This is a genomic window from Oceanobacillus sp. GQ8, from assembly GCF_059758495.1.
On sequence record NZ_JCAXEV010000001.1, the window covers coordinates 69,425 to 83,990 of the forward strand.

The following is a 14,566-nucleotide window of genomic DNA, read 5'->3' on the forward strand; positions in this document are numbered from 1 at the left end:
AGAAATGAAAACAGTGGAGGTAACAAAATGTCGATTCAGCAAATTATAGACACAATTAAGGCCTATGACACTATCATAATTCATAGACACGTCCGTCCAGACCCCGATGCGCTTGGCTCTCAAGGCGGGCTAAAAGAAATCATTCAAGCATCATTTCCAGAAAAAAAGGTATATGCAGTAGGAGAAGTAGATGCCTCCCTGGAGTTTTTATTAACAATGGATGTCATACCAGATGATACGTATAAGCATGCACTTGTCATAACCTGTGATACAGCAAATACTGATAGAATAAGTGATTCTCGCTATAATCTTGGCGACAAATTAATTAAAATTGACCATCATCCTAATACAGATTCATACGGTGATCTACGCTGGATAAATACGGAAGCAAGTTCTACAAGTGAAATGATTTATGAGCTGTACCTTCAGGGAAAAGAGAAAGGCTTACAACTGAATGATAAATCAGCAGCTTCTCTTTATGCTGGCATTGTAGGGGATACGGGAAGGTTCCTATTTCCCAGTACAACAAAGAAAACCTTTCAATATGCTTCTGACCTTGTAACGTATGATTTTGACAGAACGGCACTTTATGACGGAATATATAACGTTAAGCAGCATATTGCAAGACTCCGCGGTTATGTTCTACAACGCTATGAACTATCACCAAATGGCTTAAGTACAATTAAACTAACCAAGGACATTCTAGACTCTTTTCAAGTGGAACCAGTTGAAACAGGGCAACTTGTAGGTATCCTAGGCGAAGTGGAAGGAATAAAAGCATGGGTGTTTTTTATTGAGGAAGAGGACTTAATCCGTGTGAGACTAAGATCTAAAGGGCCGATCGTAAACGAGATTGCCGCAAAATATAATGGTGGCGGTCATCCAATGGCTTCAGGGGCAACCGTATACAGCTGGGAAGAAGCAGAACAGGTTATACAAGATTTAGAGGAAGTTTGCAAGGCATTTAAATGATAGACAGAGCGATTAGGGGAAGCCTATACTGCTAAGCCGATAAAGTGAAACTTCAATCAGTGGGGGTTTTCGTTCTTCCCCCACTGATTGTTAGTTGAACAAATCGGGGTGTTAGCGTCCGTTTACTCCCGCTAAAAACTTGGTTTCACTTCATGTTTTGAAGTGGGAGACTTACGGACGGTTGCTCCGGGATAAATAAGCCAGACGAATTCGACTGTATCTATCATTCGAAGACGTTTGGCTTTTCTTTGATATTTAAGTATAGTTACATTTTTCCGGCATGAGTGGACTAAACCAGCAGCCTTTTTGGGTTTCGTCATAGTGAACTTGTAGTTGCTCCTTTTCAATTCCGCGCTTTAGAATTCTAATCAGTTCGCGTGATTCAGCGTAAGCAGTGTGGCCGTTTCGTAACTGGGCTAGCTTTTCATCGCGCATTTTATAATAAGGCATGATGAGCATCTTATAACCATCCCCCTTTTAAGGATATTATATGAAAAAGGATAGGTAAAAGGTGTCTCTCTATTGATAATAAAATCAAATTGTATCCGGTATAATTCCTTTATCTCCAATAACATGAAGGTGTTTCGTCACGTTGAGCTAGAGGTTAAGGTCCAGGCGTTCTTCACTTCGACTACTAATTCACGGTTTCTGCTTCTAGAAAGACTTTGACTGTTTCGGATATGGTTAGTTTTCGAACGGTAAATTGGTAACGAAGATCATCTATAGTATATTCCTTATTTTCAATAGCTGAAATGAGGAGTTGGTCGATTTCGTCGACAATGGAGACACTTTGCCCCGTAATATGACTTATTTCATCCTTTACCAATTCTTCAAGTTTTGGAACAACAAGACTGTCCAATGAGATTTCCTCCGCATTCTCAATTGTTATATCTATTACTGAAACAGTAACGGGGGTTTTTAAGTTTTCCGTATCCTTTAAGAGTGCCTCATTTTGATTTTTTAAGTCATTAACTTGGGAAGTAAGTTCAAGATTTTCTTTTAGCTGATTTTCATACATGGTGCCATACATAAAAATAAAAATAATGTATGCAATAATTCCACCGACTAGTGAACCTGCAAAGAAACGTTGCCATGTCTTCTTCTTATGGTAAGGTGGAATATGCATTAGGATACTTCCTCTTGGATGAGCCATTCAATGAGCATGACGGCAGTCTTAACGCCACCCATGGCACATAGTATCAATACAATTTGTCGAAAGATATCCATGGTTGAACCATCAAAAATTCCTCTTTCAAAATTGCTAAGTGCATCAAATGTTCCCCCAATTGCTGCAGCGATTGCCCAAATACGCAGTTTTTTTGCAATAGTGCCGATCGCCGATAATGGAGCATCCCCTGTAGCGAATTCCCCAATACTTCCGATAATAGATCCGCCCACCATTACACCAAAGGCGATAAAGAAGCAATGTATGGCTGTAGCGAAAAAACGTTCTTCCATGAAAACGACTCCTTCCGAAGGCATGTCCTTACCATTTTATGAGGAGATTAGAGGCGTTATGATAAATAATCAGCATATACGTATGCATGTTCTATAGAGATTGTTATAATAGGAGTGAAAGAATAGAAGGCGGGATACTATGTCATATACGCATTTGCAAGTTAGAAGTGGCTATAGTTTTTTTAATAGCACCATCACGATAGAAAAGCTAGTACAAAGAGCAAGTGAACTAAATTTTGATGCGATCGCGTTAACAGATGAGAATGCCCTTTATGGCACTATTCCTTTTTATAAGGCATGTAAGGAGAATGGAATCAAGCCAATTATCGGGATGATCATTCAAATAGAAGATGAAGAAAACAACCAGGAGCAATGTGTGTTGCTGGCAAAAAATAATACGGGCTATCAATCCCTTATTAAAATAAGCACACGGATTCAACAACAAGACCAGGAAACGATCGATGCGGAAACGCTGCGCATTCTAGCACAAGATGTGGTTGCGATATTCACGCTAAGTAACTCCACATTTAGAACCCGTTTGGAAACCGAAACGTTTGAACAATTACAGTCCTACATAAAAAAATGGGAGAATCTCTTCAAAAAAGAAGACTTTTATTTAGGTATACAGGATATTCGAATTTCAGATGAAGAAAAAATGCATTCTGTCCTTAAGGACTTAAATGAACGAGCTGGTGTAGCAGTCACAGCAATACATGACGTACGCTACTTGAATGCACAAGATGATATTGTATTTGATTGCTTGCAGTCAATGAAAAATGGTGAGAGTTGGGAAGTGAGCCAGAACGGATCAGGCAACTCAGAGCGATACCTTACATCAACTGAGGAGATGGAGAATTCTTTCCATACCTTTTGGCCAGAGGTTTTACTTGAGACAGAAGTGATAAAACAAAAATGTAATGTCTCGATACAATTTGGAAAGCCACTGCTTCCATCCTTTCCTGTGCCAGATCATACGGATGCGCAAACGTATCTAGAGGCTAAATGCTTTGAAAATCTAAATAAGAAATATAACCCAGTTACAGAAGAAGTTAAAAATCGACTTGAAGTGGAATTACGCATTATTGCAGAGATGGGGTTTAGTGATTATTTTCTGATCGTAGCTGATTTTATCCAATACGCCAAAGCTAATCGGATTATGGTTGGTCCGGGTAGGGGATCAGCAGCAGGTTCTTTAGTGGCCTATTTACTGGAAATTATCGATGTTGATCCGATAAAATATAACTTGCTATTTGAAAGATTTCTAAACCCTGAAAGACGGACAATGCCAGATATCGATATTGACTTTTCAGATACGAGAAGAGATGAAGTAATTGAATATGTGCGAGATAAATATGGAGATGACCATGTAGCACAAATTATTACATTCGGTACCTTTGCAGCAAGGTCAATTCTTCGGGAAGTAATGAAGACGATGGAAATAGATCAACAGGATACAGCATATATATTAAAACATATCCCATTACAAGCTAAGTTACCGATCCCAGAGCTTGTAAAGCAGTCAGCGGAGCTTGTTTCCTATATAAAACAGTCTCCTCAATTAAAAACATTGTTTGCCATAGCGGCTAGATTAGAGGGATTACCACGGCACGTGTCTACACATGCTGCTGGGGTTGTCATTAGTGAAGAAGCTCTTGTGGAACATATTCCGTTAAGACCTGGGACAGGCACCACAATGCTTACACAGTTTCCAATGAATGAACTTGAAGAGTTAGGACTGCTTAAAATTGATTTACTAGGTTTACGAAACCTATCTCTTATCGAGCGGGTAGTCCGAAGCATTCATTTTTCCTACAAAAAGCAGGTTGACGTACATAACCTTGAACAAGGAGATGCCAAGACTTTTTCCTTGCTTAGACATGGAAAAACAAATGGCGTCTTTCAGCTTGAGTCACAGGGAATGCAACAGGTTCTACGTAATTTACAGCCTACATCTTTTGAAGATATTGTTGCCGTGAACGCCCTTTATCGTCCAGGCCCGATGGAGTACATTCCAACCTATATAAAACGTAAGAATAACAAAGAACAGATTAGTTATCCGCATCCGGATTTAGCGCCGATTTTAGCAAATACGTATGGTGTCTTAGTTTATCAGGAACAGATTATGCAAATTGCCAATAAAATTGCCGGTATGTCATTAGGCGAGGCGGATGTTTTACGGCGTGCTATTAGTAAAAAGCAGGAGCATGTATTACAAGAGCAAAAGGAAATTTTTGTACAAGGCTGTTTGCAAAACGGCTACGAAAAAGCAGTTGGTGAGGAGATTTTTGCTTGGATTGTTCGCTTTGCAAATTATGGATTTAATCGTAGCCACGCTGTGGCCTACAGTATAATATCCTATCAGCTTGCCTTTTTAAAAGCACACTATCCCGCTGCCTTCTTTACCGAGTTGCTAAGTTCTGTAGCCAATCAGCAGGAAAAAATGCATCAATATATTCAAGAAATTAAAGAACTGGGAATACAGCTCGCAGCTCCATCTATTAACTTTAGCTTTGGTCGCTTTTCTGTAGAAGGTTCTGGTATCCGTATGGGACTTTCTTCTATTAAAGGGGTTGGCAATCAAGTTGTACAGGAGATCATTCGTGTAAGGAAGGATGCCCCGTTTAAAGACCTGTTTGATTTTTGTCTACGTGTGTCCCATAAAGTGGTGAACAGGAAGACATTAGAGCTTCTTATAATGGCTGGAGCTTTTGATGAAACAAAAGCGAATAGAGCGAGTCTTCTAGCATCAATCGACCGTGCGTTAGAGCAAGGAGAGCTGTTCAAAGAATTTCAAGACCAGCCGAGTCTGTTTCAAGATAAGATTGAACTCGAGGCAGATTATGTCGAAATAGAGGATTTTAGTCCGCTGAAAAAGCTGTCAGATGAAAAAGACCTTCTCGGAATTTATATATCCAGCCATCCTCTGCATACTTACAGGGATTCACTAAGGAGAAATGGTTATTTGTCTATTTCTGCAGCATCAGCTTTAGAAGCTAAAAAAGAAATACAATGCACCGTGATGATTCAACGAATCAAAACAATCCGAACGAAGCGTGGAGAAAATATGGCATTTCTTACACTTAATGATGAAACAGGTGACATGGATGCAGTTGCGTTTCCAGAGCTATACCGAAACACTAGGAAGTTAATGGAAGAAGAGAATGTGGTTATGGTTAAAGGAAGAGTGGAGGAGCGAAATGGAACGAAGCAATTACTGCTAAGTAACTTAACGTCCTTCGAGGAAGCAGCATTAGAGAAAACGGAGAAAGAAGAACGACTGTTTATCCGTACAACCGGCGAGGAAAATGAGGAAGACTTAAAAACGATCCGGCAAATTGTCAAGGAGCACCCAGGCGCTGTACCCATCATTGTCTTTCGGCAAAAGCAACGAAAATCTTATAAGCTTGATAGTGAATACTTTGTAGATCCAACGTACAAATGCGTAAAAGCTTTAAAACAATATTTTGGCAATGAAAATATTGTACTCGACAAATCAGCAAAATAAACTATACTTTACAGAGTTTTACCATCTGTTATAATGTAATGGTTAAGGGTGGTCTGACCACTTTACGGCAATTTCTACTGCTAACAAAGGAGCGATAATCTAATATGGCAAGCTTAAGAGACGAAGCATTGCATATGCACAAAGTGAACAAAGGGAAGCTTACTACCCAATCTAAGGTACCTGTTACAAATGCAGATGAACTTAGTTTGGCCTATTCTCCAGGTGTAGCTGAACCTTGTAAGGAAATCTATGATCGCAAGGAAACAGTCTATGATTACACAATGAAAGGGAACATGGTTGCAGTAGTCAGTGACGGATCTGCTGTATTAGGATTAGGAAATATTGGACCAGAAGCTGCATTGCCGGTTATGGAAGGGAAATCAGTCCTTTTTAAAAGCTTTGCAGGGGTGGATTCATTTCCTATATGCCTGGCGACACAGGATGTAGAAGAAATTGTGCAAACAGTAAAATTAATGGAACCAACCTTTGGCGGGATTAATTTAGAAGATATCGCCGCGCCGAATTGCTTTATTATTGAAGACCGGCTAAAGAAGGAAACGAACATTCCTATTTTTCATGATGATCAACACGGAACAGCAATTGTAACAGTTGCTGGATTAATTAATGCACTTAAACTAGTTGGAAAAAGTTTCTCCGATATCAAAGTCGTTGCCAACGGAGCAGGTGCTGCTGGCATTGCAATTATTAAACTTTTATATAATTTTGGTGTACGTAATATGATTATGTGTGATTCGCGTGGGGCAATATTTGAAGGGCGTTCCTATGGCATGAATGATATTAAAGAACGCGTCGCTACTTTTACAAATCAAGAGAAGAAAGAAGGCAGTCTAGAAGAAATACTAGAAGATGCCGATGTCTTTATTGGAGTCTCTGTTGCAGGAGCTTTATCAAAAGAAATGGTAAGTAAAATGAGCGATGATGCCATTATCTTTGCCATGGCAAATCCAGAGCCAGAAATTATGCCAGAGGATGCGAAAGCAGCAGGTGCTAGAGTGATTGGTACAGGCCGTTCAGATTTTCCTAACCAGGTAAACAATGTATTGGCTTTCCCGGGGATCTTCCGTGGGGCGTTAGATGTTCGTGCGACTCGAATTAATGAGCGTATGAAAGTAGCTGCTGCTAATGCGATTGCTTCCTTAATTACCGAAGAAGAGCTGAATGAAGATTATGTGATCCCTGGACCATTTGATTCCCGAGTGGCACCAATTGTTGCTAAATCAGTCGCTCAGGCGGCGATGGAGTCTGGTGTTTCCAGGATTGAAGTTGACCCAGAAGAAATAGCAGAAAAAACAAGAAGGTTAACGCAAATAGATAATAAATAGGCGGTAGAAGGAGTGGGTCAGGTCTGTGGCTATGTCATCGAAGCAAAAGGTATACCAGGGCGTGTTGCAGGAAATACGTCAATACATTGATCAACAACACTTAATGCCTGGTGATAAACTTCCTTCAGAAAGAGAGCTAGCTGATACACTGCAGGCAGGCAGATCCTCCGTAAGGGAAGCATTACGAGCAATGGAACTGCTTGGTCTTATCGAGACAAAAAGGGGGGAAGGTACGTTTCTTAGTACGTATCGCCCTTATCAAACTGTAGAGCTATTATCATCATTCATTTTAAAAGAGGCAAGAACAAGGAAGGACTTGTATTTAGCCAAGAAAATTCTTGAAAAGGAAGCGGCGAAACTGGCGTTTAGCCGAATGAATGTGCAGGATTTGGACAAACTCGAACAGTTACTTCATGATCCAGTAATGGGACCAAACGATCGGCATGTTGCTTTCTTTAAATATTTATTTACAAAGTCGGAGAATCTATTGCTAGCCAGGGTTTGGCAGCTAATGGAAGAATTCTCCCATACAATTAACAAGCTATATTACAGCAAAGTATTTTACATAGAGCTAGTACAGCTGTATTCAACGAAGAATTATGAGTTAATTGAGCCTTTATTCGAGTCACTCGCAGTACAAGATGACGATCAATTTGAATAATTTTATTATATTTTTTATAAACGATTTGAATTCTATTAAAGACGTTCATATAGCTGAGCAAGCTCAGCACAAGCACTTGACAAGAAAATGGTATAATGCCAAGTGGTGTTGAAAAAGGAGGAATTACCTTGCTTAAAGATCTTTTTGGCAAGCGAAAGAAATATGCAACCATTCCAAATCACCAGGCGAAAACAGATGTGCCGGAAGGTTTAATGCAAAAATGCGATGGGTGTCACAAGATATTTTACCGTAAAGAGATGAAGAAAAACTTAAATGTATGCCCTAACTGCGGCCATCATCATCCACTATTAGCATGGGACAGAATTGAGTGCCTCTTTGATATGGAATCTTTTCAAGAATGGGATAAGGATTTAATCACAAGCAATCCTTTACAATTTCCTGGTTACGATGAAAAAATGGAAAAAGACCGCTTGAAAACAGGATTGAACGAAGGCGTTATAACTGGAAAAGGCGTTATTGATGGCCAACCGGCAGCGGTAGCTGTAATGGACTCAAGCTTTCGCATGGGAAGCATGGGTTCTGTAATAGGTGAAAAGATTGCAAGGGCGATTGAAAATGCTAGAGAAGAATCTCTTCCGTTTATCATCTTTGCTGCTTCTGGTGGGGCCAGAATGCAGGAGGGTGTTCTTAGTCTGATGCAAATGACAAAAACATCTATTGCAATCAAGCGATTCAGCGATGCAGGTGGTTTAATGATTTCTGTTATGACTCATCCGACAACGGGTGGTGTCTCAGCAAGCTTTGCCTCACTGGGAGATTATAACTTTGCCGAACCAGGTGCACTCATTGGGTTTGCCGGGAGAAGAATCATTGAACAAACGATACGGGAGAAATTACCAGATGACTTCCAAACGGCTGAATTCCAACTAAAGCATGGCCAATTGGATAAGGTGGTTCATCGACAAGAGATGAAAACCCTGTTTACTACGCTACTTGACATGCATAAGGAAGGCGGCGAAATTTCGTGAAGCAAGTAATGGAATTTGAAAAACCAATTGTTAACTTAAAGGAAAAAATTGCCGAGCTGAAAAATTTCACAAAGGATAGTGAGATTGACTTATCAGAAGAAATAAGTACTTTGGAAAAAAGATTGTCCGTACTTGAAGATGATATATATGGAAATCTTAAGCCATGGCAGCGTGTACAAATGGCACGTCATCAAGACAGGCCAACAACGCTAGATTATATAGAAAAACTTTTCCGTAATTTTATTGAATTTCACGGTGATCGTTTATTTGGTGATGACGAAGCAATTGTAGCAGGTATCGCATATTACAAGGACCGTCCTGTTACCGTCATTGGCCATCAACGAGGGAAAGACACAAAAGAAAATATAAGACGTAATTTTGGTATGCCGCATCCTGAAGGCTATAGAAAAGCACTAAGGCACATGAAACAGGCGGAGAAATTTAACAGACCGATCATTTGCTTTATTGATACAAAAGGTGCTTATCCAGGAAAGGCTGCAGAAGAACGTGGTCAAAGTGAAGCTATCGCCAGAAACCTAATGGAGATGGCGGGGCTTAAGGTTCCGATTATATGTATTGTAATAGGTGAAGGAGGAAGCGGTGGCGCACTTGCCCTTGGGGTAGGAGATCATATCCACATGCTGGAGAATTCTACATACTCTGTGATTTCCCCAGAAGGAGCAGCCGCCCTTTTATGGAAAGATTCCGGCTTAGCGCAAAAAGCTGCTGAAACAATGAAAATCACGTCCTATGATTTGAAACAGCTAAAGGTTATTGATAATATAATCCCAGAGCCAAAGGGTGGGGCCCATAGAGATCTAGAACAGCAAGCAGACTATATGGACCATGTCATTGAACAATCGCTTAGCATGTTGAAAGAATATACTCCAGAGGAACTGTTAGAAAAACGCTGGGAAAAGTATAAGCAAATTGGGGACTTTACAACATTGTAAGGTTGGACTGTTCTTAGGTTATAATAATAATACTTAGAAGAGGTTGACTTTGAAGTCAACCTCTGATTACTTTCATTAGCACTGTGGAAACAGTATAATTAATTGCTATTTTTTCTATTTCCCATTATCTTTGATAGTGAAGAAATAATTAGCAGTGAGGACAGAGGTGGAACGAATATGAAAAGAATTGGTGTATTGACAAGTGGTGGAGATGCCCCGGGAATGAACGCAGCTATTCGGGCTGTCGTTAGAAAAGCCATTTACCATGATATTGAAGTATATGGCATAAAATATGGTTATCAAGGATTAATGGAAGGAAATATTGAAAAAATGGAAATTGGCTCTGTAGGAGATATTATTCACCGCGGAGGCACTATTATTTATTCTGCAAGAAGTGAAGAATTCAAAACAGATGCAGGCCAAGAAAAGGGCATTGAGCAACTTAAAAAGTTTGGAATTGAAGGATTAATCATCATAGGTGGAGATGGTAGTTTCCGAGGTGCTCAGAAGCTAACGGAAAAAGGCTATCCTTGTATTGGTATTCCAGGAACAATTGATAACGATATTGCTGGAACTGATTTTACAATTGGCTTTGATACAGCGTTAAATACCATAATTGAAGCGATTGATAAGGTTAGAGACACAGCTACTTCTCATAAACGGACCTATATCATTGAGGTAATGGGAAGAGACGCAGGAGATCTTGCTTTATGGGCGGGACTTGCTGATGGTGCGGAAAGTATTCTTATCCCAGAAGTAAAAGACGAATTTGATGAAGTCATTGAACGGTTAAAACGAGGCCATGAGCGAGGGAAAAAGCACAGTATCATCGTCCTGGCAGAAGGTGTGGGCAGTGGCTTCGACTATGGAAAACGAATCGAAGAAACAACAGACTTGGAAACAAGGGTAACTGTATTAGGTTATATCCAACGTGGAGGATCACCTACTGCTTCTGACCGTGTACTCGCAAGCCGACTTGGTGGCTATGCTGTTGATTTATTACGAGAAGGGGAAGCTGGGCGTATGGTTGGTATCCAGAATAATAAATTGGTAAACCATGATATTTTGGAAATCCTTGCACAGCCACATACTATCGATAAAGACATGTACCAGCTTTCAAAAGAATTATCTATATAGGAACATTAGGAGGTAACTAGAATGAGAAATACAAAAATCGTATGTACAATTGGACCAGCTTCGGAGACTATTGATCAGCTGGAACAGTTAATTGAATCCGGAATGAACGTGGCTAGATTGAATTTTTCCCATGGTGATTTTGAAGAGCACGGAGCACGAATTAAAAATATAAGACAAGCTGCTGAAAACACAGGAAAAACAGTAGCTATTTTATTGGATACAAAGGGACCAGAGATCCGCACCGGGAAATTCCGTGATGGAGAAGCAGAGCTTATTCAAGGAAAAGAAGTATATGTTTCCATGAATGAAGAGCTTGAAGGTACTGCTGAAAAGTTCTCGGTAACATATAGCGGTCTGATTAATGATGTTCATGAAGGCTCCAAAATATTATTAGATGATGGACTTATTGAACTGGAAGTTTTAAGTGTGGACCATGATAATAAGGAATTAAGAACAAAAGCTTTAAATTCAGGAACAATTAAAAATAAAAAAGGTGTCAATGTTCCAAATGTATCTGTGAATTTACCAGGTATTACGGATAAGGATGCCAACGATATTACGTTTGGTATTGAACAAGGCGTTGACTTCATCGCAGCATCTTTTGTTCGTCGCGCATCTGACATTCTTGAAATAAAAGAATTGCTTGATACCCACAATGCTTCACACATTCAAATTATCCCTAAAATTGAAAACCAAGAGGGTGTCGACAATATCGATAGCATCCTGGAAGTAAGTGACGGGCTTATGGTTGCTCGTGGTGATTTAGGAGTAGAGATACCTCCTGAAGATGTACCACTTGTACAAAAGCAGTTAATTAAAAAATGTAATACAGCAGGAAAGCCGGTTATCACCGCAACGCAAATGCTTGATTCTATGCAACGCAACCCTCGTCCGACAAGGGCTGAAGCTTCCGATGTAGCGAACGCAATCTTTGACGGAACCGATGCAATCATGCTTTCAGGGGAGACGGCTGCAGGAATTTATCCAGTAGAGTCTGTTCAAACGATGAGCAATATCGCAATAAAAGCAGAAACGGCGCTAAACCATGAATCAATTCTGAAAGATCGCTCTAAACATGTAGATATGACGATTACGGATGCAATTAGTCAATCTGTTACACATACAGCAATGAACCTGTCAGTGAGTGCGATTATTACTCCTACGGAAAGTGGGCATACTGCACGAATGATCTCCAAATATCGCCCGCAAGCACCAATTGTGGCAGTAACTTTTGCAGATCGTGTAAAACGCCAACTTTCTCTTGTATGGGGAGTACACGCTGTACCAGGAGAAAAAGCAAACTCTACTGATGAAATGCTTGATATTGCTATCGAAAAAGGATTGGAAACTGGCGTTGTAGAACATGGAAGCAGAGTAATTATTACTGCCGGTGTTCCTGTAGGACAAAGTGGCACTACTAACCTGTTGAAAGTACATGTGATCGGGGACGTTATCGCAAAAGGACAGGGAATTGGAAAACGCAGTGCTTATGGTAAAGCTATCCATGCAAAAAGTTCACAAGAAGCCATTGATAAGATGGATGATGGAGATATTCTAGTAACGTATGGCACAGAGAGAGAAATGATGCCTGCAATTGAAAAGGCCGGAGCTATTATTACAGAAGAAGGTGGACTAACCTCACACGCAGCAGTTGTGGGATTGAGTCTAGGAATTCCGGTTATCGTTGGTGTTAAAGATGTCTTTGATGTCATCGCAGAAGGACAGGTAATTACCGTTGATGGTACAAAAGGGGATATCTATAAAGGCCATACAAGAGTCCTTTAATCCGTAAGAAAAAAGAAGGGAGAACCTTCTTTTTTTCTTATATTTTTTAAATTTATCCCGGTGCAACCGTCCGTAAGGCTCCCACTTCAAAAACATGAGGTGAAACCGTGATGTTTAAGTGGGAGAAAACGGACGCTAACACCCCGATTCGTTCAACTAACAATCAGTGGGGGAAGAATGAAAATCCCCACTGATTGAAGTTTCACTTTATTTTAAAGGGAGGTACGGATATGCGCTGGTTGTTACTTAGCATGCTCCTATTATCTGGATTGGAAATAGGAATGTTTATTTGGGTAGGTGGGATGATTGGCCCATGGTGGGTAGCACTCTTAATTATCCTTACAGGAATTATTGGTGTTTCACTTGCAAAGCAGCAAGGTGTTGAAACATGGAACAAAGCGCAGCTCTCTATGCGTAATGGATCAGCCCCTACCCCTTATATCATTGATGGTATTTGTATTTTAATCGGTGGAATTTTTCTTTTTACACCTGGTTTTATTACAGACATTGCTGGTTTTATTCTCGTTATCCCATATACAAGAGCACCGTTCAAAGCATACATCGGCAAACTTATTACGAAGATGATGAGTAAAAACACCATTATTTATCGGAAATGGTAGTGGTAGGTTATCCTTTCGCAATGAATTGCCAAATCTTCTGAGGTATTTCAGCCTTGTAAAACGCGTTAACAAGGATTAATAATACAGGCGCAATAAGGAAGCCAAGCATGCCAAGCATTTGTACACCAACAAACAAGATAATAAGTGCTGCAAGCGGGTGTAAGCCAATACTAGATGCAAGCACTTTCGGTTCCAGGATCTGTCGTAAAATGACAATAATCATATAAATAACAATCAGGCCAATCGTCAGTGGGAAATTACCTGTCATATAAAGATAGAGAATCCAAGGGATAAATAGGATGCCTGTCCCAACATATGGCAAGAGGTCCACACATGCTGCCAAGAAGGCAATGGTTAGTGGATGATCAACTTGGAGTACGATTAGGCCAACAAGTATGACGATAAATGTAATGAAGATAAGTGTTACCTGCGCTTTTATATACCCTGCAGTAGCTTTTTTTAGTTGAGTCATAATTCGTTGTCCTGAACTATTAATACGAGCTGGAAGAAGAGATTTCATTTTCGTATTTAATAAATCCCAGTCATTTGTAATGATAAAAGAAGCCAAAACGATGAAGATAATAATGGTAACCGAATTTGGTAGTGTACTGACAAAGGCAGGTATGGATAACAGTAGCTGTTGCAGAAATTCTGCAGCAGCTATTGCCATATTATTTGCAAAATCTGTAACTTTTTCTTTAATTGTAATTTGCTGCTCCTCGTCTAATGTGTGAACAAGAGAAGCTAATTTCTGATAAAAGGGTAATAAGTAGCTGTTCGTAAGATTGTCCAGTATCTGTGTGCCTTTGGCAAAGTAACCGGGAATCTTATCTGCAATAGATATGACACCATTAATTATTTCATTCACAATAAAAAAGATGAAGCTAATAAACGTAAAAAAGGCAGCAACAATGACGGTCAATGTTGCCACAATCCGAGGGAATTTGAAACGTTTTTGTAAAAAAGTCACAGCTGGATGCATACCCAGTGACAGCATAATGGCAATGATTAGTGGATAGATGAATTTGGCAGTATAATGAAACACTAAGAAAATAACCGTACATAGTAAAATGACAATAAATAAGCGCAACAGTTGATAAGAAAGCTGCTTGTACATAAAACGACCCCATTCATTAAAATAAT

Annotated in this window: 13 protein-coding genes; 9 read left to right on the forward strand and 4 right to left on the reverse strand. The window is 39.8% G+C overall.

The features are described 5' to 3' along the window. The first annotated feature begins 27 nt into the window (after nt 1–27). Nucleotides 28–972: a DHH family phosphoesterase gene (locus tag AC6CHS_RS00365; protein WP_498233522.1), complete on the forward strand. Its 945-nt coding sequence runs from the start codon at nt 28–30 to the stop codon at nt 970–972. 255 nt (nt 973–1,227) lie between these two features. Here the strand turns inward: AC6CHS_RS00365 and AC6CHS_RS00370 are convergent, their stop codons facing one another. The 3 genes from AC6CHS_RS00370 to ytrH form a co-directional block, all read right to left on the reverse strand. Beyond that, on the reverse strand, nt 1,228–1,431 hold the full coding sequence (locus tag AC6CHS_RS00370) for a YtzJ family protein (protein WP_498233523.1): 204 nt from the start codon (nt 1,429–1,431) through the stop codon (nt 1,228–1,230). A 175-nt stretch (nt 1,432–1,606) separates the two neighbouring features. Further along, entirely contained in the window at nt 1,607–2,098 is a 492-nt protein-coding gene (gene ytrI, locus AC6CHS_RS00375) for a sporulation membrane protein YtrI (RefSeq protein ID WP_498233524.1), read from the reverse strand. Further along, nucleotides 2,098–2,430 carry a sporulation membrane protein YtrH gene (ytrH, locus tag AC6CHS_RS00380; RefSeq protein WP_106897139.1) on the reverse strand — a complete coding sequence of 111 codons (333 nt, stop codon included), beginning with the start codon at nt 2,428–2,430 and terminating at the stop codon, nt 2,098–2,100. The genes ytrI and ytrH overlap by 1 nt, the downstream gene beginning before the upstream one ends. Before the next feature lie 139 nt (nt 2,431–2,569). On the opposite strand from ytrH, the gene dnaE reads away from it, so the two are divergent. The 8 genes from dnaE to AC6CHS_RS00420 all read left to right on the forward strand — a co-directional run bounded on the left by dnaE (nt 2,570) and on the right by AC6CHS_RS00420 (nt 13,423). Further along, a complete protein-coding gene (gene dnaE / locus AC6CHS_RS00385) occupies nt 2,570–5,935 on the forward strand; it encodes a DNA polymerase III subunit alpha (RefSeq protein ID WP_498233525.1) in 3,366 nt (1,121 codons plus the stop codon). A 104-nt stretch (nt 5,936–6,039) separates the two neighbouring features. After that, nucleotides 6,040–7,278, forward strand: a complete 1,239-nt coding sequence (gene ystJ / locus AC6CHS_RS00390) for an NADP-dependent malic enzyme (RefSeq protein ID WP_498233526.1) — start codon at nt 6,040–6,042, stop codon at nt 7,276–7,278. Nucleotides 7,279–7,309: 31 nt separating this feature from the next. Further along, a complete protein-coding gene (locus tag AC6CHS_RS00395; protein ID WP_498233527.1) occupies nt 7,310–7,939 on the forward strand; it encodes a FadR/GntR family transcriptional regulator in 630 nt (209 codons plus the stop codon). 128 nt (nt 7,940–8,067) lie between these two features. Beyond that, nucleotides 8,068–8,928: an acetyl-CoA carboxylase, carboxyltransferase subunit beta gene (gene accD, locus AC6CHS_RS00400; RefSeq protein WP_498233528.1), complete on the forward strand. Its 861-nt coding sequence runs from the start codon at nt 8,068–8,070 to the stop codon at nt 8,926–8,928. 8 nt (nt 8,929–8,936) lie between these two features. Next, nucleotides 8,937–9,881, forward strand: a complete 945-nt coding sequence (accA, locus tag AC6CHS_RS00405) for an acetyl-CoA carboxylase carboxyl transferase subunit alpha (RefSeq protein ID WP_249226162.1) — start codon at nt 8,937–8,939, stop codon at nt 9,879–9,881. A 177-nt stretch (nt 9,882–10,058) separates the two neighbouring features. Then, complete coding sequence (gene pfkA, locus AC6CHS_RS00410; protein ID WP_498233529.1) at nt 10,059–11,018, forward strand: 6-phosphofructokinase; 960 nt, start codon at nt 10,059–10,061, stop codon at nt 11,016–11,018. A gap of 21 nt (nt 11,019–11,039) precedes the next feature. Continuing rightward, the gene (pyk, locus tag AC6CHS_RS00415; RefSeq protein WP_498233530.1) at nt 11,040–12,803 is read left to right on the forward strand and encodes a pyruvate kinase; all 1,764 of its coding nucleotides are present in this window, start codon (nt 11,040–11,042) and stop codon (nt 12,801–12,803) included. A 230-nt stretch (nt 12,804–13,033) separates the two neighbouring features. Further along, complete coding sequence (locus tag AC6CHS_RS00420) at nt 13,034–13,423, forward strand: FxsA family protein (protein WP_036572134.1); 390 nt, start codon at nt 13,034–13,036, stop codon at nt 13,421–13,423. A gap of 7 nt (nt 13,424–13,430) precedes the next feature. Here the strand turns inward: AC6CHS_RS00420 and ytvI are convergent, their stop codons facing one another. Further along, a complete protein-coding gene (gene ytvI / locus AC6CHS_RS00425) occupies nt 13,431–14,540 on the reverse strand; it encodes a sporulation integral membrane protein YtvI (protein ID WP_498233531.1) in 1,110 nt (369 codons plus the stop codon). Nucleotides 14,541–14,566: the final 26 nt, after the last annotated feature.